Genomic DNA, 24,282 nt, shown 5'->3' on the forward strand with positions numbered 1-24,282 from the left:
ACCGGGGTCCGGCCCCCGCCGGATCCGGGTGCGGCTCAGCCGTCCCTGAGCTTCTTCAGGCGGGCCACGTCCGCCGCGTGCCCCTCCTTGCCGCCGGGCGTCTCGATGACCAGCGGCACGCCCGCGGTCGCCGGGTGGGTCATCAGGGCGCGGAAGGGATCCTCGCCGATGTGGCCGCCGCCGATGTTCTCGTGCCGGTCCTTGTGGGCGCCCACCACGTCCTTGGAGTCGTTGGCGTGGATCAGCTTCAGCCGGCCCTCGCCGACCGTGTCCACCAGCAGGTCCAGCGTCCGGTGCATCCCGTCCGGGCCGGTCAGGTCGTGCCCGGCGGCGAAGATGTGGCAGGTGTCCAGGCACACGCCCAGCTTCGGATGGGCGTCCAGCGCCTCGAAGTACGGTCCGAAGTCCCAGGTGCGCGAGCACAGCGACGCGCCCTGTCCGGCAGTCGACTCCAGCAGCAGGTACGGGTCGTCGTCACGGGTCAGCTCCTCGAGCAGCGGCAGCAGGTGCTCCCGTACCTGCCTCAGGGCCGGCGCGCGGTCCCGGCCGCCGGTGGCGCTCCCCGTGTGCACGACGACCCCGAGCGCGCCGATCTCCCGCCCGCGCCGCAGCGAGTGCCGCAGCGAGTGGACCGAGCGCTCCACGGTCGCCTCGGTGTGCGAGCCGAAGTTGATCAGGTACGGAGCGTGGACGTACGCCGGGAGCGACGCCTCGGCACAGGCCGTGCGGAACGCCTCGTCCTGGCGCGGGTCACCGGTGGGCGTGGCCCAGCCGCGCGGGTTGGCGACGAAGACCTGCACGGTCTCGGCCTCCAGCTCACGGGCGTAGGACAGGCCCACGGAGTGGAGGCCGCCGGCCACCGGCACATGGCCGCCGATCGGATTGCGGGCGGCGCCCGTGGGGGGAGGGGAAGCGGGGGACTGCTGACTGCTCACCCGTTCAGGGTGTCACGACGGCCCGCGGCCGGTGGCCGCGGGCCCTCGTGATCCCCGTCTCGTCACCTGATGGTGATCTTTATCGTGGAGCCCTTCGGCGCCTGGTCGCCGCCCTGCACCGACTGCTTCTTGACGGTGTCGCCGAACAGACCGAGGAGCCCGCGGTCCTCCTCGACCTGGAAACCGGCGTCCTGGAGCGCCTTCTTCGCGTCGTCGACGCTGTCGCCCGTGACGTCGGGGACGTCGACCATCTCCGGGCCCTTGGACAGCGTCAGCGTGACCGTGTCGCCCTCGGCCGCCCTGCCGTCGGGTCCCGGCGTCTGCCGCGCGACCTGGCCCTTGTCGAACTCGGAGTTGACCTGCCCGGACGCGATCGTCACCTTCAGGCCCGCGTCCTCCAGGTCGGACTTCGCCTGGTCCAGGTCCTCGCCCGTGACGTCCGGCACGTCCACCGGGCGGCCCCTGCTGACGACGAGCGCGATCGCCGAGCCCGCGTGACGCGCGGTGCCCGTCCCCGGGTCCGTGCTGATCACCGAGCCCGCCGCGACGTCCTCGCTGAAGGCGCGGCTCACCATGCCCGGCTCCAGCCCGGCCTTCCTCAGCCGCTCCTGGGCCTCCTCCAGCGGGCGGCCCTTCAGGTCCGGCACCTTCACGGTCTCCGGGCCGTCGGAGACGGTGAGGGTCACCGAGTCGTGGCTGCGGATCCGGGCGCCCGCCGCGGGGTCCGTACTGATGACCGTGCCGCGCTTGACGGTGTCGCTGTAGGCGTGCTTGACGTCCTTGACGTCGAGACCGGTGTCCCGGAGCCGCTCACGGGCCTGCTCCTCGGTCTTCGCCAGCAGCGGCGGGACCTTGGTGAACTGGCCGGAGTTGATGTACCAGACGCCCCCGCCCAGGGCGAGGACGAGCAGGACGGCCGCGACGATTGTCAGCACCAGCCGCCGGGGCCGCCGGGCCGGGCGCCGGGGCGCGGGGGCCGCGGGCGCCTCCAGGCGGCTGGTGCGGTGCAGCGCGGCGCCCGCAGCGGCGCCCTCGTCGTCCTCGTCGACGGGCAGCGGGCGCGGCATCGTCAGCGCGCGCGGGATCACGCTCGTGCGGTCCTGCGCGTTGTCGTGCTCCGCGGTGCGGGCCTGCGGCGGCAGGGCGTCCAGCTGCTGCGCGCTGAGGGCCGCCCGGGCCTCGCGGGTCCGGGCGAGCAGCGCCACCGCGTCGTGCGGCCGCACGTCCGGGGTGCGCGCGGTGGCCGCCGCGACCAGATCGTCCAGCTCGACGGGCAGCCCGGGCACCGCGGCGGACGGGGGCGGCACGTCCTGGTGCAGGTGCTGGTACAGCACCTGGGCGGGACTGTCGCCCTGGTGGGGCTTGGCGCCGGTCAGCATCTCGTACAGCACCACACCGCACGCGTACACGTCGACCCGGGGGCCGGCGGTGCCTTGCTCGATCTGCTCGGGGGCGAGGTAGGAGACGGTGCCGAGGACGGCGCCGGTGGTGCTGGTGACCGAGTCCACGGCCCGGACCAGACCGAAGTCGGCGACCTTGACCCGCCCGTCGTCCCCTATCAGGACGTTCTCCGGCTTCATGTCGCGGTGCACGAACCCGGCGCGGTGCGCCGCGCCGAGCGCCGCGAGCACCGGCTCCAGGATGTCCAGCGCGGCCCGCGGCTGCAGCGCCCCGCGCTCGCGCAGCACGTCCCGCAGGGTGCAGCCGGCGATGTACTCCATGGCCAGGTAGACGTACGACCCGTCGGTGCCCTGGTCGAAGACCTGCACCACGTTCGGGTGGTCCAGGCGGGCCACCGACTTGGCCTCCCGGATGAACCGCTCCACGAACGACCCGTCGGCCGCGAGCGCCGGGTGCATCACCTTGAGGGCGAGCACCCGGTCCAGGCGGGTGTCCAGGCCCCGGTAGACCGTGGCCATCCCGCCGACGGCGATCCGCGCGTCGACGCGATACCGGCCGTCGAGCACCTGCCCGACGAGAGGGTCCTGAAGGGTCGTATCCACGCAGGGGAGTCTACGAGCCGCCACGGACACCCGAGCCGCCGAGCGGCGCTCCGCGCCTCGACTGCGACCGACCTGTGACGCTTCCCACGCGCGCGGGCGGCGAGCCGGGAGCGTGCGCCGGGCGCGCGGGCGAGGCGCGCCCTCGGGCGGCGACCGGGGCCCCTCCCTGTGCGAGGGACCGCGGAAGACCGGGGGTGCCCGGCCGGCCGGCTCAGAAGGCCGGGCGTTCCGGGTCCAGGTCGGCCAGGCCCTCCACCGGGGACGAGGCCTCGGCGAAGTGGCGCCGCGGGATGCGGCCCGCCAGCCGGGCCAGGCGGCCGGCCGTCACCGCGTGCCGCATCGCCTCGGCCATGACCGCCGGCTCCTGCGCCCGCGTCACCGCCGAGGCGAGCATCACGCCCGCGCACCCCAGCTCCATGGCCAGCGCCACGTCCGAGGCCGTGCCGGCGCCCGCGTCCAGGATCACCGGCACGCGCGCGTGCTCCACGATCAGCTGGAAGTTGTGCGGGTTGCGGATGCCGAGCCCGGAGCCGATGGGCGAGCCCAGCGGCATGACCGCGGCGCAGCCGACGTCCTCCAGCTTCCGGGCGAGCACCGGGTCGTCGTTCGTGTACGGCAGCACCGTGAAGCCGTCGTCGACCAGGGTCTCCGCCGCGTCCAGCAGCTCGATCGGGTCCGGCAGCAGGGTGCGCTCGTCGGCGATGACCTCCAGTTTGACCAGGTCGGTGCCGAGCGCCTCCCGGGCGAGACGGGCCGTGAGCACCGCCTCGCCCGCCGTGAAGCAGCCCGCGGTGTTGGGCAGCACCCGGATGCCGAGCCTCTCCAGCACGGACAGCACGGAGCCGTGCACGGAGGGGTCCACCCGGCGCATCGCGACCGTGGTCAGCTCCGTGCCGGAGGCCACCAGGGAGCGTTCGAGGACGTCCAGGCTGGGCGCACCGCCGGTGCCCATGATCAGCCGGGACGTGAAGGACGTACCACCGAGGACGAAGGGGTCGTCGGCCATGGGTCAGCCTCCTTGGACGGCGGTGAGGATCTCGACGCGGTCGCCCTCGGCCAGGGCGGTGGAGGGCCACCGGTCGCGCGGCACGACGGTCTCGTTGAGGGCGGCGGCCACCCCGGAGGGCGCCGCGGTCAGGGTCCGTACGACGGCGTCGAGGGCCGTGCCGGGCGAGAACTCGCGCGGCACGCCGTTGACGGAGATGCGGACGGGGGTGCTCATGCGGACTGCTCCGTGAGGGTGGCGGCGTGGAAACGCCGAGGGCTGAAGGGGCGGGCCTCGTCCGGCAGCTCGCCGGTGGCCAGGACGTGCGCCATGACGTCACCGGTGACCGGGGTGAGCAGCACCCCGTTGCGGTAGTGCCCGGTGGCCACCAGCAGCCCGTCCAGGCCGGTCGGGCCGAGCAGCGGCGCGTTGTCGGGGGAGCCGGGGCGCAGCCCGGCGCGGGTCTCGGTCAGCGGCAGCTCGGTGATGCCGGGCACCAGCTCGTGCGCGTCGCGCAGCAGCTCGTAGACGCCGCCCGCCGTCACCGTGGTGTCCCAGCCCAGCTCCTCGCTGGTGGCCCCGACGACCAGCTCGCCGCTGAGCCGCGGCACCAGGTAGAGGTGGCCGCCGCGCACCACGGCCCGCACCGTGCGGCTCAGGAACGGCGCGTACCGCTGGGGCACGGTCAGCCGGAGCACCTGCCCCTTCACCGGCCGCACCGGCGGCAGCAGGTCGTCCGGGACCCCGGCGAGGCGTCCGCTGAGGCTGCCGGCGGCCAGTACCACCTGCCCGGCGCCGAGCGCGGTGCCCTCGCGCAGCACGCAGCCCGTGGCCCGCTCCCGTTCGACGGTGAGCCGCTCGGCCCAGGCGCGGTGGAAGACCACGCCCGTGCGCTCGCAGGCCACGACCAGGGCGGCGGCCAGCCGCCGCGGGTCGATCTGGTGGTCGCCGTCCACCCGGAGCCCGCCGCGCACGCCCGGCGCGAGCATCGGCTCCAGGCGCCGGCACTCGCGCCCCGACAGCCACTCCGACTCCAGCCCCGAGCGGTGTTGCAGGGCGTGCAGTTCCCGCAGGTGGGCGCGGTCGTCGGCGTCCAGCGCGACGGCCAGCGTGCCGCACCTGCGGTAGCCGAGGTCGTGGCCGGTCACCTCGGTCAGCTCGGCCGCGAAATCCGGGTAGCGGCGGGCCGAGGCCAGGTTCAGGCCGAGCAGGGTCTCCTCGCCGTAGTGCAGTTCCGTGACGGCGGCCAGCATCCCGGCCGCCACCTGCGCGGCACCGCCGCCCGGCTCGGGGTCCACCACGGCCGCGGACAGTCCGCGCCGGGCGGCGCGCCAGGCGGTCACGAGCCCGATGATCCCGCCCCCGATGACGAGGACGTCGGACGTACGTGGCAACGACATGGGCGTCCAGCCCCTCCCTTCGCCGGCATGACCCGGATCAGGTTCGTACGGTCGGAGGCCGCCAGCCTCCCTCTCAGCCCGGTGCGTCCGGGCTCCCGCGAGTGCTTGTACGGTGGCCACCCTAGTCCTTGGAGCAGCGCTTTTGTAAGGGAGCCTCCCGTATGCCGCCCTCGCTGGACGGTCTCGTCCTCGCCCCCGTCGCCGATCAGGCCCCCGGTCAGGTGGGCACCCGGACCCGCTTCACGTACCACGAACGGGGCGGGGAGATCTGGGCCGAGTACGCGGGCGGCGACGTCGTCCGCGGTCACCTGGTGGGCACCAGGGAGGGCGACCGGCTCGACTTCCGGTACGTCCAGCTCAAGCACGACGGCACGACCTCCTCGGGGCACTGCGTCTCCACGGTGGTGGAACTGCCCGACGGGCGGGTGCGGTTGGAGGAGAGCTGGGAGTGGGAGTCGCAGGCGGGGAGCGGCACGAGCGTGGTGGAACAGGTGGGCGACTGACGGCGGCGGGCGCGGCGCGGCCCGGCGGGGGCGGCGTGACCTCGGCCGGCGGGACAGGGAACCGGCGGGCGTGGCACGGCCTCGGCCGGCGGGACAGGGACGCGGCGGGCGTTGTGGAGCACGTCACTCCGCACGCCCCCTGACTGACTGAACGTCAGCTGACTATGGTGATCAGGTGAGCGAGCAGACGCAGGAACAGGGCACCGCCCAGCCGCGGCGGGTGGTCGTCGCCGGCGCGGGCATGGCCGGTGTGCAGACCGCGGTCGCGCTGCGCGAGCAGGGCTTCACCGGCACGATCACACTGATCGGCGCCGAACCCCACCAGCCCTACGACCGGCCACCGCTGTCCAAGGCCGTCCTGCTCGGCAAGGCCGAGGGGTCCGCCTTCGACGTCGACTTCGAGGCGCTCGGCCTGGAGCTGCGGCTCGGCTGCGAGGCCCTGGCCGTCCGCTCCGAAGCACATGTGCTCGACACCTCCGAAGGACCCGTCCCCTACGACGTCCTCGTCCTCGCCACCGGCGCCGAGCCGGTGCGGCTGCCCGGCGCGGAGGACGTCCCCGGCGTGCACCTGCTGCGCACCCTGGACGACGCCGGACGGCTGCGGCCGGTCCTCGCCGAGCAGCACGACGTCGTCGTGGTCGGCGCCGGCTGGATCGGCGCCGAGTTCGCCACGGCCGCGCGCGAGGCGGGCTGCGCGGTGACGGTCGTGGAGGCCGCCGACCGGCCGCTGGCCGGTGTGCTGCCCGCCGAGGTGGCCGCCCCGATGACCGCCTGGTACGCCGACAGCGGCACCGTGCTGCGCACCCGCGCGCGCGTGGCACGCGTCGAGCCCGGCGCGGTCGTGCTCGACGACGGCTCACGGCTGCCCGCGGGCGCCGTCGTCGTCGGCATCGGCGCCCGCCCCGCGACCGCCTGGCTGGCGGGCTCCGGCGTCGAGCTGGGCGAGCGCGGAGAGGTGCTCGCCGACGACCACCTGCGCACCAGCGTGCAGGACGTGTACGCGGTCGGCGACTGCGCCTCCTTCCCGTCGGGCCGGTACGGCGAACGCCTGCTGGTCCACCACTGGGACAACGCGCTCCAGGGCCCGCGCACGGTCGCCGCCAACGTGATCGGCCTGACCCCGGCCGTCTACGACCCGGTGCCGTACTTCTGGTCCGAGCAGTTCGGCCGCTTCGTGCAGTACGCCGGCCACCACACCGCGGCCGACGCCACCGTCTGGCGCGGCGAGCCCTCCGGCCCGGCCTGGACGGTGTGCTGGCTGCGCGACACCCGGCTGGTCGCCCTGTTGGCGGTCGGCCGCCCGCGGGATCTCGCCCAGGGCCGACGGCTGATCGAGGCCGGTGCGGTGATGGACGCGGGGCTGCTGGCGGACCCGTCGAGGCCGCTGAAGACGGCCACCGCGTAGCCCGCTCGCCGGACGGTCTCCGCCCAGGTGGACGGGGTCGGCTTCCGAGTGTCGGTGGCAGATGGCACGCTTGGTCCCGTGACCGAGATTGACGCGAAGACCGATGCGCTCGTCCCCGCCTGGCTGACCCTGCCCGACATCGCCGAGATGCTCGGCGTCGACGTGACGCGTGTGCGGCAGCTGGTCAAGGAGGGCCAGCTCATCGCCGTACGCCGCGGTGAGAACCGCGCGCTGCACGTCCCCGCCGCCTTCATCGACGGGGACAAGGTCGTCAAGGGCCTGTCCGGGACCCTGACGCTCCTGCGGGACGACGGCTTCACGGTCGAAGAGATGATCGAGTGGCTCTTCACCCCCGACCCGACCCTGCCCGGCACCCCCGCGCAGGCCCTGAGCGAGAATCGCGGCACGGAGGTGAAGCGCCGCGCCCAGGCGCTCGCCGTCTGACGCCGGGCGCCACCGACAGGGCGGCCCGCCGGCAGGGCCGCCCGCCGCCCGGACCGAACCGTTCGTCCGGCGTACGGGTACCGCCGCCGTGCCCCGGGCCCCCGCCCGGGCCACGGAGCCGCGGCCCGTACGCCATCGACACCACCGCAACCCACCACGGGGGGACCACGCATGTCCGACACCGCCGCAGCCGCCGCCCGCGCCCGCCTGGCCGACGCGCGCCTGTACCTGTGCACGGACGCCCGCAGGGACCGCGGCGACCTTCCCGAGTTCCTCGACGCCGTGCTCGCGGGCGGCGTCGACATCGTGCAGCTGCGCGACAAGGGCATGGAGGCCGGGGAGGAACTGGAACACCTCGCGGTGTTCGCCGACGCCTGCGCCCGCCACGGCCGGCTGCTCGCGGTCAACGACCGCGCGGACGTCGCGCACGCCGCCCGCGCCGACGTGCTGCACCTCGGCCAGGGCGACCTGCCGGTCCCCGCGGCGCGCGCCATCCTCGGCGACGACGTCCTGATCGGCCGCTCCACGCACGCCGGGTCCGAGGCCGCCGCGGCCGCCGCACAGGACGGCGTGGACTACTTCTGCACGGGCCCCTGCTGGCCCACCCCGACCAAGCCCGGCCGCCACGCGCCCGGCCTCGACCTGGTCCGTTCCACCGCCTCCCTCGGTACCGACCGCCCCTGGTTCGCCATCGGCGGCATCGACCTCGGCAACCTCGACCAGGTGCTGGAGGCGGGCGCCCGGCGCGTCGTCGTGGTGCGGGCGATCACCGAGGCCGACGACCCGGGCGCGGCGGCGGCCGAGTTCGCGAAGCGGCTGCGGCAGGCCTGACCGGGCCGGCGCCGGCGATCACCGAGGCGCCCGGGAGCCGATGCGCCGAAGTGTCCCACGGAGTGGACAACAAGTCGGCAAATCGGTCAAAACGCCAGCGTTCGGTTGGGGGACCGCCGCACCCTGGCTAACCTGCGGGTATGGCCCTCGGCACCGCATCCACCAGGTCGGACCACGCCCGCACCGTCCGCGACATGCTCGCGACCGGCAAGACGACGTATTCCTTCGAGTTCTACGCCCCCAAGACCCCGAAGGGCGAGCGGAACCTGTGGAACGCGCTGCGCCGGGTCGAGGCCGTGGCGCCCGACTTCGTCTCCGTGACCTACGGCGCGGGCGGCTCCACCCGCGCGGGCACGGTCAAGGCGACCGAGGCCATCGCGTCGGACACCACCCTCACCCCGATCGCCCACCTCACCGCCGTCGACCACTCCGTGGCCGACCTGCGCAACATCATCGGGCAGTACGCCGACGCCGGGATCCGCAACATGCTGGCACTGCGCGGCGACCCGCCCGGCGACCCGATGGGCGAGTGGGTGCCGCACCCCCGCGGCCTGCGCTACGCCGCCGAACTCGTCGAACTGATCAAGACGTCCGGCGACTTCTGCGTCGGCGTCGCGGCCTTCCCCGCGATGCACCCGCGCTCCGCCGACTGGGAGACCGACGTCCGTCACTTCGTCCACAAGTGCCGCGCGGGCGCCGACTACGCCATCACACAGATGTTCTTCCACCCGGAGGACTACCTGCGGCTGCGCGACCGGGTCGCCGCCGCCGGCTGCGAGACGCCGATCATCCCCGAGGTCATGCCGATCGCCGGCGCCAAGACGCTCGCGCGGATCCCGTCCCTCACCAACGCGGCCTTCCCGGACGCCCTGAAAGAGCGGATCCTCGCGGCGAAGGACGATCCGGCCGCTGTACGCTCCATTGGCATCGACTTCGCCACCGAGTTCTGCGCGCGGCTGCTGGCCGAAGGAGTGCCCGGGCTGCACTTCATCACGCTCAACAACTCCACGGCGACACTGGAAATCTACGAGAACCTGGGTCTGCACCACCCGCCGCAGGCCTAGACCGGTCGCACGCCTGTACGACACACTGCGGAGCGACCACTGGGAGAGGGGCGTACATGGGCTGGGCGGTCCTCTACATCGCGTTCGGCGGCGTCGCGCTGTGGTTGCTCGGCGAGGTGCTGCTGCAGTACAAGGCGCGCCTGCGCTGGCGGCTGCTCGCCTTCGGCGGCTTCCTCTGCGTCGTGCTCGGTGTGCTGATGCCCTCCGTCCTGGTGATCGCGCTGGGGGCGATCGCGTTCGCCGTCGGGCAGACCTTCGTGACGCTGTCCTTCCGCCGCGGTTTCGTCGCGGGCTGGGCGGTGCGCCACCCGGGCGCCGAGGTCGCCGGCAGCAAGCGCCGCCGCGGCCGGGGCGGCCGCAAGGACCCGGCCCCCGACGCCGCGGGCCCTGACACCGTCGACGGCGCACCCGCCGAGCCGGCGGGCGAGGAGGGGCAGGCCGGCGCGGAGGGAGCGGACGGCCGGTCCGTGCACGACGCTCCGGCGTACGGCCGCGACGACGACGAGCACGACGACGTCTTCACCCCCGCCCGCCCCCTGGAGCCCACGGCCGCCGAGTCCACGGCGGTGTACGCGCCCCAGCCCCTGCCCGACGACACCGGCTCCTACGGCGTCTACGGCGACTTCGGCGGCCAGTCCGGCCGGTCCGGCCGGTCCGGCGGGGCCACCCCGGACCCGTACGCCGCCACCGCCCAGGGCTCCGACGCGGGCTACGGCTACGACTACTCCGGGTACCCGCAGCAGGGCTACGGCTACGACGGCACGGGCCAGCAGCAGTACGCCGCCTACTCGGACCCGTACATCGGCACCCAGGCCTACGACGGCGCCCCCTACACCGGCGGTTACGGCCAGCAGGGCTACGGCACCCAGGAGCCGTACGCCCCGGGCGGATACGGCGGGGAGACCCCGGCCGGCGGGGTGTGGGTCCCGCAGCAGCGCGCCGATGACCCCTACGGCGGGGAACTCCCGGCGGAGCAGACCTATCCGTACCAGGGCGACGGCCAGGGCGGCACCGCGTCAGGGCACGGACAGGGGCAGGGACAGCACGGCGCGGGCTACGACGAGCAGTACCGTTTCTGAAACTCCCTCACGAGTTCCCGCCGGACTTCCGGTCCGGTGCCGGGCTTCGGGCCCCGTGCCGGACGATCGGCCGCTCGGCGGCTTCCCGGTCCCGTGCCGGACCACCGGGCCGCGCCGGGGTGCCGGCCTCGTGTTTGTCCATCGGTCCCGTGCTGGGGTGCCGGCCTCGCGCTTGTCCACCGGCCCCGCGCCGGGGTGCCGGCCCCGCTCCGGGCTTCCGGTCCGGTGCCGGTTCACTGGGAGCCGCGGAACTCCGGTCCCTCGACGATCAGTCCGGACACCAGCGCCCCCGACATCCCGGCGTGCGGCAGCCCGCCGCCGGGATGCGACCAGCCGCCCACCGTGTAGAGGCCCTCGATCCGCGTCGAGTTCGCCGGGTGCAGCAGCCGCCCGCCGGCCGCGGCCAGCGCCGGTGCGGGCACGGCGCCGCCCGCGGCGCCCGTCACCCGCTCGATGTCGGCGGGGGTGCGCACCTCGTGCCACAGCAACCGCTCGCGCAGACCGGGCACGGCCCGGTCGGCCACGCCGATCATCCGCGCGACACGGTCCTCCACGGACCCGTGCCCCGTCCCGCCCGCCGGGACCGTGGCCGTGAGCGTGACCGCCTCGTGGGCGGTGTCGGGCACCAGCGCCGGGTCACCGGGACGCAGCACGGTGACGGTCGCGTCCGAAGCCGCCACCGGAGCCGTGCCGAACAGGCCGTCCAACTCGGCGTCGCGGTCCCGCGCGTGCACGACGGTGCGGTGGGCCGTCCCCTCCGGACGGCCGCCGCGCAACGCGAGGAGCACGGTCAGCCGGCTCGGCATGCCCCGCTGGGGCGGCACCGCTCCCTCGCCGCGAGCCCCCGGGGCGAGGCCGCTCAGCGTCCCCGGTGCCACACCGGCGACCACGTACTCCGCGTCCGCCGTGTCCCCCGTGGCCAGCTCCACGCCCGCCACGCGGCCGTCCTTCTCGGTGATCCGCGTGACCTCGGCGCCGAAGACGAACTCGACCCGGCGCGCCACACACCGCTCGTACACCGCCCGCGCCAGCTCGCGCAGCCCGCCGCGGACGTACCACATGCCGAACGCGTGCTCCATGTACGGCAGCACGGCCGCGCTCGCCGGAGCGGTCCGGGGGTCGAGGCCGTACGCGAGGGCGTGACTCTCCAGCAGCGCGGCCAGGCGCGGATCCCGCAGCTCCCAGGCACCCACCTCCGCGAGCGTGCCCGCCCGCCGGGTGCGCAGCAGCCGCTTGTGCGGCACCGCCGGATAGGGCTCCCGCTCGGCGAGCACCTGCCAGTCGGGCCACAGCGGCTCTTCGAGGAGGGGGCGGCGGGTGCGGTCCCAGGCCTCGCGCGCCCGGACCAGGAAGTCGCCCCAGCGCTGTCCGGCGCCCGCGCCGAGCGCCTCGTCCAGGGCCGCGACGACACCCGCGCGGGACGCGTTCGGCAGGGAGACCTCGGTGCCGTCCGCGAAGACGTGCCGGGCGGCGGGGTCGACCTGGACCAGCTCGACGCGGTCCTCCAGGGGCTCCTTGCCGGTCTTCACGAACAGGTCGCGGTAGACCGCGGGCAGCGGGAGCAGGCCGGGACCGGTGTCGAAGGCGAAACCGTCGCGCTCGAAGCGGCGCATCGCCCCGCCGTAGGTCTCCGTCCGCTCGTACACCGTCACCCGGTGGCCCGCGAGGGCCAGCCGGGCAGCCGCCGCCATCGCGCCCGTCCCGGCGCCGATCACCGCAATCCCTGCCATGCCCGCGACTTTAGCGACCACCGCTGACAATCCCGGCCCTGGGGGCGGTGACCAGCGGCTTTCCAGCCGGCCCGCACCGGGTGGGGCGGGTGCCCGGGGACCTGCGCGCAGGGCTGAGTACGTGTACCTAGGCGGCGAGATGAGTACCTGCGCGGATGGGCCGCGGCCCGCGCGGAGGAGAGAGTGGAGGCACGGGAAGGGGCACGGCACCGGTACCGCCGACACGGGGCGGCGGAACGGCGCCGCCCTGGACCGCTCCTTCCGCCGGCTCGCGTCGGCGGGAGCGAGGCACGGGGGAGCCCGGAGCCGACCGAACGGGGTCCGACGGGGGAACGGGGGACACGGGGGGACGGGTTCGGGGGAGCAGGAGAGGGCGCCGGTGCGTGGTGGCCCGCGGCGACGCGGCCACGGCGCACCGGCGCCCTCGTCTCAGCGCAGGCCGCTCACCCTGCCCTGCAGGAGCCTGGACAGCGCGGCGTGGACGTCGTCCAGGGAGCGCTCCGGCTGGAACGCCTTCCAGTCCAGGGCGGCCACCAGCACCATGCCGACCAGCGCGGCGGCGGTCAGCGGCACATCGATCTCCTCGCTGAACTCGCCGCTCGCCACCCCGTCGCGCAGCACGTCCTCGACGACCGCGACCGCCTGCCGCCGGACCACCATGAGCGTGGACTGCCAGGCCCGGTTGGTGCGCCACAGTTCCGCCACGTACAGCTGGGTGAAGGCGGGATAGCGGTCGATGAAGACGAGGCCGGCCCGGATCATGGCGTCCAGCGCGTCGACCCGGCCGCCGCCCTCCCGTGCCGCGCCCTCGGCCGCCTGCTGGAGGGAGGCGGTGAGAAGGCCCACGCCGTGCCGCAGCAACTCCTCGAAGAGGACGGACTTGCTGGCGAAGTTGTAGTAGACCGTGCCTTTGGCGACCCCGGCCCGCTCGGCGATCTCGTCCACCGTGGTCGCGGAGAAGCCCTGCTCGGCGATGAGGGTGACGGCCGCCTCGTAGAGCTTCTGCCGGGTGGCCTCGCGGCGGGTACGGCCGCCCGACGTGGCGCTGCTGCTTTCCATGGCCCTGATTGTCACAGGAGCGCCCCGCCCGCCGACGGGCGCCACCGGTGGCACCGGTCGGCGGGCGGGGTGTCGGTGGCAGAAGGCGACCGTGGCGGCGAACGGTGGGAGCGGGCGCGGCGCAGGGGGATGGTGGCGGCGGGCGCGGCGCACCGGGACGGCGGTGCGGGCGGCGGCGCCCGGCCCATGGCGCGCGGGCCACGGCTCACGGCCCACGGGAAACGGGTCCCGGCAGAGCACCGCGAAGGACGAAAAGACCAGGTCAGAACGGATTGTCAGTGGCATACCTCACGATGGGTACATACGGCACCCGTGCCGTGACCCAGACGACAGGAGGTTCGTCATGGCCAACTCGCCCGCAACCGCCGCCCGTCGGCGCCGCGCCACCGGCCCTGCCCCCTCACTGACCGGCCCGGCGAGCGACGTGCACCCCGTGCTCCGCCGGGCCACGGCCCCGCCCGCCGCCCTCGACCTGCTCGCCCAGGCCCGCGCCGGGCTGGAAGAAGCCGCAGCCCTTCCCACCCCGAACGAGCGTTACGCGACGGCCCACCTCGCCGCCCTGCGCACCGCCGCGGCCGTCCTCGCCGCGCGCGGGCGCCCGGAGACCACGCCCCGCAGGCGGGCGCGGATACGCAGCGCCTGGGAGGTGCTTCCCGAGATCGCTCCCGAACTGACCGAGTGGAGCGCGCTGTTCGCCTCCGGCGCCCGCCGCCGCGCCCTGGCCGAGGCCGGTGTCCAGGGCGCGGCCTGCCACCGGGACGCCGACGACCTGATGCGGGACGTGGCGATGTTCCTCCGCCTCGTCGAGCGCATGCTGGTCCTCCAGCCGGTCCTGCCCCCGCCCCGCCCCACCGAGGAGGACCACAAGCCCCACCCCGCCGGCGGCGACATGCCGAACGCGGGCTGAGGCCGCCCCCTGACCGCCGGTGCTCCGCGGCCGGCCGCGGCCACCCGCCGCCGGCGGTCCGGCGTGCGGACGCGAGGAGCGGAGCGTGAGGGACAGGCAATAGGGTGGAACCCGCCTGAAGCCTTCCCACCTCCCGTGTTCCGGGCGGCCGGGCGGGCAGCCCGATCGCTCCGCCGTGTCTGAGGCGGTGCCGCCGCGAGGAGTCAACTGCCGTGTCGGACCCGATGCGCCCGCCCGTCTCCCACCACCACTCCCGACCGACGTCGTCGCTGCGCTCCGACCCCTCCCGTTCCCGCGCCTCCCTGCGCACCGCCGTGGTCTGGGACGTCCTTCAGGACGCCCTCGACCGGCGGGTCAAGGCCACGGGCCGCACCGCCCTGGACGTCCTGGACACCGGCGGCGGCAGCGGCAACTTCGCCGTGCCCGTCGCCCGCCTCGGCCACCGCGTCACCGTCGTCGACCCCAGCCCCAACGCGCTCTTCGCGCTGGAGCGCCGTGCCGCCGAGGCGGGTGTGGCCGACCGGGTGCGGGGCGTGCAGGGCGATGTGCACGGGCTCTTCGACGTGGTCGAGCGCGGTGGCTACGACGCGGTCCTCTGCCACGGCGTCCTGGAGTACGTCGACGACCCGGCCGAGGGCGTGCGCAACGCCGCCGCCGCCCTGCGCGAGGAGGGGGTGCTCAGCCTGCTCGCCGCCGGTCTCGGTGGTGCCGTCCTCGCCCGGGCGCTGGCCGGTCACTTCAAGGAGGCCCGGCAGGCGCTCGGCGACCCGCAGGGGCGCTGGGGCGACAGCGACCCCGTGCCGCGCCGTTTCACCGCCGAGCAGCTCACCTCCCTCGTCGACGGGGCGGGGCTGACGGTCGGCGCGGTGCACGGCGTACGGGTCTTCGCGGACCTGGTGCCCGGGGTCCTGGTGGACACCGAGCCGGGGGCGCTGGACGCGCTGCTCCAGCTCGAGGCGGCGGCCGCCGAACTGCCCGCGTTCCACTCCGTGGCCACACAGCTCCACGTGCTCGGCGAGACCACGGGTGCGGCAGCGGCCTGAGCGGGCCGGTGGGGAGGGCCGGTGATCGGCGTCCCGGCCGGGGATGGAGTGTGCCACAGGCCCCCCGATCCAGGTGCGGGCGCCGTATGATCGAGGGAGACCGTCCGGCATGACGGGTCGGCCGCCGGGGAATGGAAGCCTCAGCGAGTCGGCTCCGCCGTGGCGGATTCGGTTGGCCGATTGGCGCAGAGGGGCGGGTTTCACGGGGGCGATTCCCTGCCTATCCTGAAGGGACCCCCCGGGTCGCCCCGGCGACTGCACGATGAGGAGGACTCCGTGCCGCTCTCTGAGCACGAGCAGCGCATGCTCGAGCAGATGGAGCGAGCGCTGTACGCCGAAGATCCCAAGTTCGCGTCGGCGCTCGAGGGAAGCGGGCTGCGTACGTACACCCGGCGGCGGGTCTACCAGGCGGTCGCGGGCTTCCTCGTAGGTATCGCGCTCCTCATGGCAGGTGTGATCGCCCAGTACCCCTGGGTGAGTGTGGTGGGCTTCCTGGTCATGCTGGGATGCGCGCTGCTGGCCGTGACCGGCTGGCGCAAGGCCCCGAAACCGGGCGAGCAGCCCGCCGGCGGCCCGCACGCCCGACGCCAGGTGCGACCCAAGCGCTCCATGATGGACCGTATCGAAGAGCGCTGGCAGCGCCGCCGTGACGAGCAGGGCCGCTAGCGCAGTTCCGGGGTCCCCCTGAGTTCCGTGCAGCGGTTCGCGTAGCGGTACTCCAAGACCGTGCCGAGGGGCCGGCCACGAGAAGTGGCCGGCCCCTCACGCATCGCATGACAGGACCGGCGCAGCCCGGTCAGCCCGGCGGGGCCGACAACTGCCGCGCCGGACGACCGCCCCGCCCTTGCGCGCCGGACCGCCGCCCCGCCCTTTCCCTCCGGGCGCCGGACGGCCCTCACCCTCGGCCGTCCGCAGCCCGTGCTGCTCAGCCCTGCTGCCGTGAGGGTCTGCGCAGGGCCGGGCGGACCGCTGCCGCCCGGGACCGCAGGGCCGCCCAGCGGGCCGAGAGCGCCCGGACCAGCCGCGTGGCCGAGCGGGGGGCGAGCACGGCGCGCAGCCGGGCGCCCCGCGAGGCCGTGTCCCGCAGTCCCGCGACGACCTGGCGGACGTCCTGCGCGAGCCCCGGCATCGGCCGGGGGCTCGGCGCGTAGAGCACCTGCTCCAGGGCGTCGGCCAGCCGGTGCACCGAGGCGGCGGCGGCCGCGTCGAGGCGTCCGAGCCGGGCGATCCGCGCCGCTGTCTTGCGGGGAGTCTGCGACTCGTCCGGCAGGATCCCGAAGTCCCAGGCGGTGTCGATGAGTTCCTGCCAGAGGGCGAGCCGGTGGGCGGCCGCGTCCGCCGCACCGCGCCCGTGCGCACCTAGCCGGACCGCTCTCCTGCGCTTGCGCCACAGCAGGGGTGACAGCAGCAGGACGAGGACGGCGAGTCCGCCCAGCGCCCACCCCGTGACCGCGTACCACTTCGGGCCGTCCCCGCCGGTGGCCTGCGCGGCCTGCGCGGACGGGCTCGGGCACTCCTGGAGCTTCTTCATCTGCGGCGTGCACCCGGTGCTCCCCGACGGCGCGGTGGAGGGACGCGAGCTGCTCTGCGGCGAGGGCACCGCCGGGTTCGGCAGCGTCGTGGTCGAAGGGTCCGACTCGGTGTACTGCGGGACCGTGCCCCGCGTCGGCGTCGGCTCGAAGCGGGTCCAGCCGACGCCCTCGAAGTACAGCTCGGGCCAGGCGTGCGCGTCCTTGAGGCCCACCGCGACGGAGCCGTCGCCGCCCGGCGTCCCGGGCGCGAAGCCGACCGCCACGCGGGCGGGTATGCCCAGGGTGCGGGCCATCGCCGCCATCGCGAAGGAGAAGTGGACGCAGAAGCCGCGCCTGTCCTTCAGGAACCGTGAGATCGCCTCGGAGCCGGTGCCCGCCTCGACCTGGGTGTCGTACTGGAAGCCCCCCTCGAAGGCGAACCAGTCCTGGAGCTTCACCGCCTGCTCGTAGTGGTTCGCCGCGCCCTCGGTGACCGCCCGGGCGGTGTCGGCCACCACCCCCGGCACCGATTTGGGCACCTTGGTGTACTCGCGGACCACGGCGGCCGGTGGCTGTCCGGCGAGGGCGAGCTGGTCCGCGGTGGGCTGCACCTCCAAGCTCTTGACCTGGTAGTTCAAGCCGCGAGTGTTCTGCCCGTGGTCACCGACCAGGGTCATGCCCACGGGTTCGTAGCGCCAGTTGCCGTCGATCCGGACGCCGCTGGGCGGGTACGGCATCGGCAGCCAGTCCTGCGCGTACCAGTCGGCGGCGGCGATCGACGTGGTGATCTCCGTGCGCCGGACGGCGCCGTTCAGGCCGGCCGGGGCGGGGAAGGGGTCGGGCACGCCGACGATGCGCCGCTGCGACGGTTTCCAGGTGGTGCCGTCGAAGTCGTCGAGGGACACGATGCGCAGATAGAGGTCGGAGACGTCCTGCGAATCGGTGCGCAGGGTCAGGACCGTGCGGTCCTCGTCGACGTTCAGGCTGTCGCGCAGGGAGACCAGCGGGTTGACCGCGGAGATCGTGCCGCCGCCTCCGATGCCCGAACCGGCCCCGGCCCCGGTGGCGTCCAGCAGTCCGCCCCGCATCCCGGGCAGCGCGAGCGGCACCACCAGGGCGACGCCCAGTGCCACCGCGCCGATCCGGCGCCCGGTACGGACGGGCGCCACCGCCCCGCCGGACTCACCGCCCGCCGCGCGCGAGGCGCCGCTGAACACCCGGCCCCACTGCGAGAGCCGCTCCCGGCCCTCGGCCAGCAGCAGCATCAGGTAGCCGGCGGCGGCGAGGAGGAACCAGAGCCAGGCGGTGCCGCCGTCGGACAGTCCCGCGGCCACCGAGTACAGCGCGAGCAGCGGCAGTCCCGCGGGCGCCGCGCTGCGCAGGGTGACCGCGAGGGTGTCCACGATCAGTCCGATCACCAGGACCCCGCCGATCAGCATCAGCCGGATGCCGTCGGACAGCGGTGCCGGGATCGCGTACCGGCCCACGTCCTGGCCGCCCTGCTGCAACAGCGCGGCCAGGTGGCGGAAGGCCTGCGGGCCGGGGAGCAGCCCGGCGACGGCCTGTGCCCGGGCGAAGACCAGGGTCAGCAGCAGCAGGGTGACCAGGGCCTGCGCGGCCACGGTGAGCGGCCGGGCCAGCGGCACCCGGCGCGCGGCCACGCCGACGCCGGACTGCACCGCGAGCATCAGCGTCACCTGCAGGATCCAGGTGGCGGGGGAGACCAGGGGCAGCAACGCGCACGCCGCCATCAGCGTGGCCGCCGCGGCGCACAGCGCCAGCCGTGTCCGCCCGCTCATGCCCGCACCTTCCCCCGGCCCACCGGACCTGTCCCGCCCCGCATGCCTCCGCCTTCACTCACCTTTCCGGAACACCGCCCACAGCCCGGCCCGCCACCGCGCCCGCTCCGGCCGCCCGAGGCCGCGCACCGCCCCCGGTTCCGCGGGCCGCTCACGAAGGTCCCGCCCCGGTGCCCGTCCCGCGTGCCGCGCCCGCGGCCGTCGCGGGCCCCGGGCCGGCGGCCGTGCCGGGGTCCGTCGCGGCGGGCACCCCCGGCGCCGCCCCGGGCGGGGCCGCGAGGTCCGGCCGATCCGCCGCGCCCGCGCGCGTCCGGTCCGCGTGGCGCCAGGCCTCGTCCAGGGAGGTGCCCCGTGCCACGCTCACCACCGTCCAGCCCGCGTCGTGCAGCATCCGCAGCCGCTCCGCCGCACGGTCGGCCGGGCCGCCCGGCCCGTCGGACGCCTCGCCTCCCCAGGCCTCGCTGTCCAGCACGAAGGCGACCGCGCCCCCGCTGCGCTGCCGCATCTTGGCGGCCATCGTGGCCTGTGCCTCGTCGAGGTCACCGAGGAAGGCCACCAGCAGGCCCTCGTTGCCGCCGCGCAGCACGTCGTACGCGCGCGACAGGCCCGCCCCGTCCGAGTGGTCGATCACGGCGAGCGTGTCCATCAGCAGCCCGGCCGCGTCCGCCGACTCCTGCCCCGAGCCCGCGAACCCGTCGGAGCCCTCGCCGGGCACGGAACTGCCGGTGTCCGTCAGCAGCCGTACCGAGAAGCCGCGTTGCAGCATGTGCACGAGCACGGAGGCGGCCCCCGACACGGCCCATTCGAACGCCGAGTCGGGGCCCGCGCCCCGGTAGGCGGCCGCGCGGGTGTCCAGGAGCACGGTGCAGCGGGCGCGCTGGGGCTGTTCCTCGCGGCGCACCATCAGCTCTCCGTAGCGCGCGGTGGAGCGCCAGTGCACGCGGCGCAGGTCGTCGCCGTGGCGGTACCCGCGCGGGATCACGTCGTCCTCACCGGCCAGGGCCAGTGCACGCTGCCGGCCGTCGCCGTACCCCTTGGCCTCGCCGCCCAGCCGCACCGGTGGCAGCGGCTCCACGCGCGGGACGACGGTGAGGGTGTCGTGCGTCGAGAAGGAGCGGGTCAGCTCGCACATCCCGAAGGGATCGGTCAGCCGCAGTTGCAGCGGGCCCAGCGGATAACGCCCCCGCAGGTCGGATCGGACCCGGTAGGACACCTCGCGGCGACCGCCCGGCTCCACCCGGTCGAGCACGAAGCGGGGCCGGGGCCCGAGGACGTAGGGCACCCGGTCCTGGAGCATCAGCAGGCCCGTGGGCAGCCGGGAGACGTTGTCCATCCGCAGGTGCACGCGGGCCTCGGCGCCGGCGGGCACGCGCGCGGGGGAGAGGCGGCGGCTGCCCGCGACCCGGTGGCGCGTGCGGTACAGGACGGCCGCGCAGACCAGGGGCAGGACGGCCAGCAGCAGCCCGACGCGCAGCAGTTCGCTCTGCCCGAGGAGGTAGGCGCAGACGGCCGCCGCGATCCCGGCGGCCAGGAAGGACCGTCCGCGGGTGGTGAGCCCGTTCAGCGCGGTGCGCAGGCCGCCCCGGCCGCCCTGCTCGTCCTCCGCGCGTGCGGGCCCCCCGTCCGTCATCACAGCCTCCGCGGCTGCTGCCGGCCGAACTCCGGCGTGGTGTGGCCCATGCCGAGACCGCCGCCCGCCTGGGCCGCCGCGGGCACCGGCGTGTGCTGCACGATCTCCTCGACGACCTGCTCGGCCGTACGCCGGTTGAGCTGCGCCTGCGCGGTCGGCAGCAGGCGGTGCGCGAGCACCGCCACGGCGAGCGCCTGCACGTCGTCCGGCAGCGCGTACTCCCGTCCGCTGAGGGCGGCGGACGCCTTCGCGGCGCGCAGCAGGTGCAGCGTCGCGCGCGGGGAGGCGCCGAGTCTCAGGTCGGGATGGGTGCGGGTGGCGGCGACCAGGTCGACGGCGTAGCGCTGCACGGCCTTGGCGACGTGCACCGAGCGCACAGCCTCCACGAGCTTGACGATGTCGTGCGCGTGCGTCACCGGCTGCAGGTCGTCCAGCGGGCTGACCCCGCCGTGCACGTCCAGCATCCGCAACTCCGCCTCCGGGGCGGGGTAGCCGATGGACACCCGGGCCATGAAGCGGTCGCGCTGCGCCTCGGGCAGCGGGTAGGTGCCCTCCATCTCGACCGGGTTCTGGGTGGCCACCACCATGAAGGGACTGGGCAGTTCGTAGGTCTGCCCGTCGATGGTGACCTGGCGCTCCTCCATCGACTCCAGCAGCGCGGACTGGGTCTTGGGCGAGGCGCGGTTGATCTCGTCGCCGATCACGATCTGCGCGAAGATGGCGCCCGGCTTGAACTCGAAGTCCCGGCGCTGCTGGTCCCAGATGGACACACCGGTGATGTCCGACGGCAGCAGGTCGGGCGTGAACTGGATGCGCCGCACCGAGCAGTCGATGGACCGCGCCAGCGCCTTGGCGAGCATCGTCTTGCCCACCCCGGGGACGTCCTCGATCAGGAGGTGCCCCTCGGCGAGCAGCACGGTCAGTGAGAGCCGCACGACCTCGGGCTTGCCCTCGATCACCGCCTCCACCGAATCGCGCACCCGCTCCACGGTGGCGGTCAGATCGTCCCCCACGCTCGACCTCGCTCGCGCGGGGGCACCCCCCTGGCTCGCTCGATCGTCATAGGTCGTCACCCGGCCCTCCTCGCCCTTCCCCGCGCCCGTCACCGGGCGGGGGATTCCCCGACTTTCCGGGCCGACGTCCCGCTGCGCGGACCGGGCCCACCCCGAACACGGACACCACGCCGCAATGGTTCCGCGTGATGTCACACCCGCATTCTTGCCGCCGTTACCGATTCGTGTCACTCGCCTGTGGACAACTGACCGCGATATTCGGGTTCTACGACTTTTCGCTGGGGGCGGCGCGAGGCCCGCCCCTGGTCACCCGGGCCGGCCGTGCACCGGCTCGGCGCGGGTGGGCGGTGGCACCGCCGGTGCCGGACCGCCGGGGGCGGGCAGGCGGGTCACGCGGGGTCGATCTCGCGCAGCCGGCCCGTCCTGACGTCGAACACGAATCCGCGTACGTCGTCGGTGTGCAGCAGGAACGGCGAGGTGCGCACGCGCTGCATCGACTGCCGCACGTCCTGGTCGGCGTCCTTGAAGGCCTCCACCGCCCACGAAGGCCGCTGCCCGACCTCCATCTCCAGGTCGTGCCGGAAGTCCTCGGTGATGGTCTGCATGCCGCAGCCCGTGTGGTGGATGAGCACCACGCTGCGGGTGCCGAGCGCGCGCTGGCTGATGGCCAGCGAGCGGATCACGTCGTCGGTGACCACACCGCCGGCGTTGCGCAGCGTGTGACAGTCGCCGAGCCGCAGGCCGAGCGCGGCGTGCAGGTCGAGACGCGCGTCCATGCAGGCCACCACCGCGACCTGGAGGACGGGCCGCGCGTCCATGCCCGGGTCGGTGAACTTGTCGGCGTAGGTCCCGTTGGCCGCGACGAGCCGGTCGATCACGGAGCGGTCGGTTATGGCGCCCTCGGAGTTGGCGGGAACTGATGCGGAAGTCGTCATACTCATGACGTTACTGGGCGTGCCCGCCGCGGTCGCGTCATGGGAGGGGACAAAGAACGCCTCCGTGGCTTGTTGTGAGCGACTCCACACGCAGGGCGAGGCGCGTCCGTGCGGGTGAATTCCGGCGGGCGGCCGTGTCCCGGCACTCCGGCGGGCGACGCGCAGGCCGGTTGATTGACCGGGCGACCGGGTCGACTAAAGTGGCGCGAGGCGGGAGGCGCGGCCCTCCCTGCCGCACTGCATCCACCGGAGACCCCGGCATACACCCGAACGGTCTCCCCACGTGCGCGGCGCGTACGTACGGCTCGGCCTCCACCCGCTCCCGGTCGGCTGACGCCTCTGGCGCCGGCAGGGCCCCATCGTCTCGCGAGCGGCCGGGGACCCGGCGGTGCGTGCGGGGCGCGCCGGACCTGAGAGGGCCCCTTGAGCGACAGCCGACACGTCCCCGTGATGCTCCAGCGGTGCCTGGACCTCCTGGCACCCGCCCTGGAGCGGCCGGGAGCGGTGGTCGTCGACTGCACCCTCGGCCTCGGCGGGCACAGCGAGGCGCTGCTCACCCGCTTCCCCGAGGCCCGCCTCGTCGCCCTCGACCGCGACAAGGAGGCGCTGCGCCTGTCCGGTGAGCGCCTCGCCCCCTTCGGCGAGCGGGCCACCCTGGTGCACGCCGTCTACGACGAACTGCCGGACGTGCTCGACCGGCTGCGCATCCCGCGCGTGCGGGGCGTCCTGTTCGACCTCGGGGTCTCCTCCATGCAGCTCGACGAGGCCGACCGCGGCTTCGCCTACGCCCAGGACGCGCCCCTGGACATGCGCATGGACCAGTCCACCGGGATCAGCGCCGCCGAGGTGCTCAACACCTACCCGGCCGGTGAACTCGTGCGCATCCTGCGGGCCTACGGCGAGGAGAAGCAGGCCAAGCGGATCGTGGCCGCCGTCGTGCGCGAACGCGAGAAGGAGCCGTTCAGCAACAGCGCACGCCTGGTGGAGCTGATCCGCGACGCGCTGCCGCAGGCCGCCAAGCGCACCGGCGGCAACCCGGCCAAGCGCACCTTCCAGGCCCTGCGCATCGAGGTCAACGGCGAACTCTCCGTGCTGGAGCGGGCGATCCCGGCCGCCGTGAAGGCGCTCGACGTCGGGGGACGGATCGCCGTACTGTCGTACCAGTCGCTCGAAGACCGCCTGGTCAAGCAGGTGTTCGCGGCCGGCGCGGCCACGACGGCGCCGCCCGGCCTGCCGGTCGTCCCCGAGCGCTACCAGCCCCGGCTCAAGCTGCTCACCCGCGGTGCCGAACTTCCCACCGAGGAAGAGATCGCCGTGAACCGGCGGGCGGCACCGGCCCGGCTGCGCGGGGCCGAGCGCATCAGGGAGGACGCCGAGTGAGCCAGGGGGACCAGTGAGCAGCAAACCCGAGCTGCGGGGCCGTGCCGCCCGGCTGGCGCGGCTCCTGCCGGGGAAGGGGCGGCAGGCGGCCCGCGCCCCCTTCGTGCTGCTCGTCGTGCTGCTCCTGGGCGGCGGCCTCATCGGCCTGCTGGTGCTGAACTCCGCGCTCAGCGAGGGCGCGTTCCGGATGGACGACCTGAAGAAGGACACCAAGAGCCTCACGGACGAGGAACAGGCCCTCCAGCGGGACATCGACTCCTACTCCGCCCCGGACGCCCTCCAGCGCCGCGCCCTCGAACTGGGCATGGTGCCCGGCGGCGACCCGGCCTTCCTGAACCCCGACGGCACCGTCAAGGGCGTGCCCTCGGCCGCCGAGCAGTCCCTCGCGCAGGACCTGCCCGTGTCCGTACGGCCGCCCGAGAGCCTCACGGCCGCGAACGCCGGCTACCCCGGGACCACCACCGGCACCACCGCCCCGGCCGCCGGGCAGGCCGGTCCCGCCGCACCCCCGCAGACCCCGTCCCCCACGGTCCCGGGAAGCGGCACGGCCACCGACGCCGCCCCCGGCGGCCCGGCCGCCATGACCGCCCCCCAGCCCGCCACGACCCCGACCCCCGGCAGGTGAC

22 protein-coding genes and 1 riboswitch are annotated in these 24,282 nt (G+C 74.8%); of the genes, 11 read left to right on the top strand and 11 right to left on the bottom strand.

The window, feature by feature from the left end; genetic code table 11:
- Positions 1-35 precede the first annotated feature (35 nt).
- The 5 genes from ABZ719_RS02490 to thiO form a co-directional block, all read right to left on the bottom strand.
- Complete coding sequence (locus ABZ719_RS02490) at positions 36-935, bottom strand: deoxyribonuclease IV (protein WP_366723393.1); 900 nt, start codon at positions 933-935, stop codon at positions 36-38.
- 62 nt (positions 936-997) lie between these two features.
- On the bottom strand, positions 998-2,938 hold the full coding sequence (pknB, locus tag ABZ719_RS02495; protein WP_366723394.1) for a Stk1 family PASTA domain-containing Ser/Thr kinase: 1,941 nt from the start codon (positions 2,936-2,938) through the stop codon (positions 998-1,000).
- A gap of 211 nt (positions 2,939-3,149) precedes the next feature.
- Positions 3,150-3,944: a thiazole synthase gene (locus tag ABZ719_RS02500; RefSeq protein WP_366723395.1), complete on the bottom strand. Its 795-nt coding sequence runs from the start codon at positions 3,942-3,944 to the stop codon at positions 3,150-3,152.
- A gap of 3 nt (positions 3,945-3,947) precedes the next feature.
- Positions 3,948-4,160, bottom strand: coding sequence for a sulfur carrier protein ThiS (gene thiS / locus ABZ719_RS02505; protein WP_366723396.1), 213 nt, complete (start codon positions 4,158-4,160; stop codon positions 3,948-3,950).
- The gene (gene thiO / locus ABZ719_RS02510; protein ID WP_366723397.1) at positions 4,157-5,323 is read right to left on the bottom strand and encodes a glycine oxidase ThiO; all 1,167 of its coding nucleotides are present in this window, start codon (positions 5,321-5,323) and stop codon (positions 4,157-4,159) included. Before thiO ends, thiS begins: the two co-directional genes overlap by 4 nt.
- Positions 5,321-5,432: riboswitch (TPP riboswitch) on the bottom strand. It overlaps the preceding gene by 3 nt.
- A 52-nt stretch (positions 5,433-5,484) precedes the next feature.
- Here thiO and ABZ719_RS02515 point away from each other — a divergent pair.
- The 6 genes from ABZ719_RS02515 to ABZ719_RS02540 all read left to right on the top strand — a co-directional run bounded on the left by ABZ719_RS02515 (position 5,485) and on the right by ABZ719_RS02540 (position 10,649).
- Positions 5,485-5,826, top strand: a complete 342-nt coding sequence (locus ABZ719_RS02515) for a hypothetical protein (RefSeq protein WP_366723398.1) — start codon at positions 5,485-5,487, stop codon at positions 5,824-5,826.
- 175 nt (positions 5,827-6,001) lie between these two features.
- A complete protein-coding gene (locus tag ABZ719_RS02520) occupies positions 6,002-7,231 on the top strand; it encodes an FAD-dependent oxidoreductase (RefSeq protein ID WP_366723399.1) in 1,230 nt (409 codons plus the stop codon).
- Positions 7,232-7,309: 78 nt separating this feature from the next.
- Entirely contained in the window at positions 7,310-7,675 is a 366-nt protein-coding gene (locus tag ABZ719_RS02525; protein WP_037863461.1) for an Rv2175c family DNA-binding protein, read from the top strand.
- 171 nt (positions 7,676-7,846) lie between these two features.
- The gene (gene thiE / locus ABZ719_RS02530; RefSeq protein ID WP_366723400.1) at positions 7,847-8,506 is read left to right on the top strand and encodes a thiamine phosphate synthase; all 660 of its coding nucleotides are present in this window, start codon (positions 7,847-7,849) and stop codon (positions 8,504-8,506) included.
- Positions 8,507-8,646: 140 nt separating this feature from the next.
- Positions 8,647-9,570, top strand: coding sequence for a methylenetetrahydrofolate reductase [NAD(P)H] (gene metF, locus ABZ719_RS02535; protein ID WP_366723401.1), 924 nt, complete (start codon positions 8,647-8,649; stop codon positions 9,568-9,570).
- Between the two features lie 56 nt (positions 9,571-9,626).
- Complete coding sequence (locus ABZ719_RS02540) at positions 9,627-10,649, top strand: hypothetical protein (protein WP_366723402.1); 1,023 nt, start codon at positions 9,627-9,629, stop codon at positions 10,647-10,649.
- Between the two features lie 233 nt (positions 10,650-10,882).
- Here ABZ719_RS02540 and ABZ719_RS02545 read toward each other — a convergent pair whose 3' ends face one another.
- Together ABZ719_RS02545 and ABZ719_RS02550 are read right to left on the bottom strand one after the other, a co-directional pair.
- Positions 10,883-12,379 (bottom strand): NAD(P)/FAD-dependent oxidoreductase, encoded by a 1,497-nt coding sequence (locus ABZ719_RS02545; RefSeq protein WP_366723403.1) that lies wholly within the window; start codon positions 12,377-12,379, stop codon positions 10,883-10,885.
- Between the two features lie 429 nt (positions 12,380-12,808).
- Entirely contained in the window at positions 12,809-13,438 is a 630-nt protein-coding gene (locus ABZ719_RS02550) for a TetR/AcrR family transcriptional regulator (RefSeq protein ID WP_037863471.1), read from the bottom strand.
- A 343-nt stretch (positions 13,439-13,781) separates the two neighbouring features.
- On the opposite strand from ABZ719_RS02550, the gene ABZ719_RS02555 reads away from it, so the two are divergent.
- The 3 genes from ABZ719_RS02555 (at position 13,782) to ABZ719_RS02565 (ending at position 16,054) form a co-directional block, all read left to right on the top strand.
- Positions 13,782-14,345 (top strand): SAV_6107 family HEPN domain-containing protein, encoded by a 564-nt coding sequence (locus tag ABZ719_RS02555; protein WP_366723404.1) that lies wholly within the window; start codon positions 13,782-13,784, stop codon positions 14,343-14,345.
- Between the two features lie 212 nt (positions 14,346-14,557).
- The gene (locus ABZ719_RS02560) at positions 14,558-15,388 is read left to right on the top strand and encodes a methyltransferase (protein ID WP_366723405.1); all 831 of its coding nucleotides are present in this window, start codon (positions 14,558-14,560) and stop codon (positions 15,386-15,388) included.
- A gap of 276 nt (positions 15,389-15,664) precedes the next feature.
- Entirely contained in the window at positions 15,665-16,054 is a 390-nt protein-coding gene (locus ABZ719_RS02565; RefSeq protein WP_366723406.1) for a DUF3040 domain-containing protein, read from the top strand.
- 259 nt (positions 16,055-16,313) lie between these two features.
- Here the strand turns inward: ABZ719_RS02565 and ABZ719_RS02570 are convergent, their stop codons facing one another.
- The 4 genes from ABZ719_RS02570 to ABZ719_RS02585 form a co-directional block, all read right to left on the bottom strand.
- A complete protein-coding gene (locus ABZ719_RS02570) occupies positions 16,314-18,698 on the bottom strand; it encodes a DUF3488 and transglutaminase-like domain-containing protein (protein ID WP_366723407.1) in 2,385 nt (794 codons plus the stop codon).
- A gap of 151 nt (positions 18,699-18,849) precedes the next feature.
- Complete coding sequence (locus ABZ719_RS02575; RefSeq protein WP_366723408.1) at positions 18,850-20,328, bottom strand: DUF58 domain-containing protein; 1,479 nt, start codon at positions 20,326-20,328, stop codon at positions 18,850-18,852.
- The gene (locus tag ABZ719_RS02580) at positions 20,328-21,341 is read right to left on the bottom strand and encodes a MoxR family ATPase (RefSeq protein ID WP_366723409.1); all 1,014 of its coding nucleotides are present in this window, start codon (positions 21,339-21,341) and stop codon (positions 20,328-20,330) included. Before ABZ719_RS02580 ends, ABZ719_RS02575 begins: the two co-directional genes overlap by 1 nt.
- A gap of 389 nt (positions 21,342-21,730) precedes the next feature.
- The gene (locus ABZ719_RS02585) at positions 21,731-22,276 is read right to left on the bottom strand and encodes a carbonic anhydrase (protein WP_366723410.1); all 546 of its coding nucleotides are present in this window, start codon (positions 22,274-22,276) and stop codon (positions 21,731-21,733) included.
- Positions 22,277-22,699: 423 nt separating this feature from the next.
- Here ABZ719_RS02585 and rsmH point away from each other — a divergent pair, with 423 nt between their 5' ends.
- Together rsmH and ABZ719_RS02595 are read left to right on the top strand one after the other, a co-directional pair.
- A complete protein-coding gene (gene rsmH, locus ABZ719_RS02590) occupies positions 22,700-23,656 on the top strand; it encodes a 16S rRNA (cytosine(1402)-N(4))-methyltransferase RsmH (protein WP_366723411.1) in 957 nt (318 codons plus the stop codon).
- 13 nt (positions 23,657-23,669) lie between these two features.
- On the top strand, positions 23,670-24,281 hold the full coding sequence (locus tag ABZ719_RS02595) for a septum formation initiator family protein (RefSeq protein ID WP_366723412.1): 612 nt from the start codon (positions 23,670-23,672) through the stop codon (positions 24,279-24,281).
- Position 24,282 lies beyond the last annotated feature (1 nt).

This window comes from Streptomyces sp. NPDC006743, from assembly GCF_040703815.1.
GTDB lineage: Bacteria > Actinomycetota > Actinomycetes > Streptomycetales > Streptomycetaceae > Streptomyces.

Bases quoted from the DNA above. Each gene is read 5' to 3' on its own strand.
- ABZ719_RS02500 (WP_366723395.1), bottom strand. From the start codon at position 3,944: ATGGCCGACGACCCCTTCGTCCTCGGTGGTACGTCCTTCACGTCCCGG.
- thiS (WP_366723396.1), bottom strand. From the start codon at position 4,160: ATGAGCACCCCCGTCCGCATCTCCGTCAACGGCGTGCCGCGCGAGTTC.
- thiO (WP_366723397.1), bottom strand. From the start codon at position 5,323: ATGTCGTTGCCACGTACGTCCGACGTCCTCGTCATCGGGGGCGGGATC.
- ABZ719_RS02515 (WP_366723398.1), top strand. From the start codon at position 5,485: ATGCCGCCCTCGCTGGACGGTCTCGTCCTCGCCCCCGTCGCCGATCAG.
- thiE (WP_366723400.1), top strand. From the start codon at position 7,847: ATGTCCGACACCGCCGCAGCCGCCGCCCGCGCCCGCCTGGCCGACGCG.
- metF (WP_366723401.1), top strand. From the start codon at position 8,647: ATGGCCCTCGGCACCGCATCCACCAGGTCGGACCACGCCCGCACCGTC.
- ABZ719_RS02540 (WP_366723402.1), top strand. From the start codon at position 9,627: ATGGGCTGGGCGGTCCTCTACATCGCGTTCGGCGGCGTCGCGCTGTGG.
- ABZ719_RS02545 (WP_366723403.1), bottom strand. From the start codon at position 12,379: ATGGCAGGGATTGCGGTGATCGGCGCCGGGACGGGCGCGATGGCGGCG.
- ABZ719_RS02550 (WP_037863471.1), bottom strand. From the start codon at position 13,438: ATGGAAAGCAGCAGCGCCACGTCGGGCGGCCGTACCCGCCGCGAGGCC.
- ABZ719_RS02555 (WP_366723404.1), top strand. From the start codon at position 13,782: ATGGCCAACTCGCCCGCAACCGCCGCCCGTCGGCGCCGCGCCACCGGC.
- ABZ719_RS02570 (WP_366723407.1), bottom strand. From the start codon at position 18,698: ATGAGCGGGCGGACACGGCTGGCGCTGTGCGCCGCGGCGGCCACGCTG.
- ABZ719_RS02575 (WP_366723408.1), bottom strand. From the start codon at position 20,328: ATGACGGACGGGGGGCCCGCACGCGCGGAGGACGAGCAGGGCGGCCGG.
- ABZ719_RS02585 (WP_366723410.1), bottom strand. From the start codon at position 22,276: ATGACGACTTCCGCATCAGTTCCCGCCAACTCCGAGGGCGCCATAACC.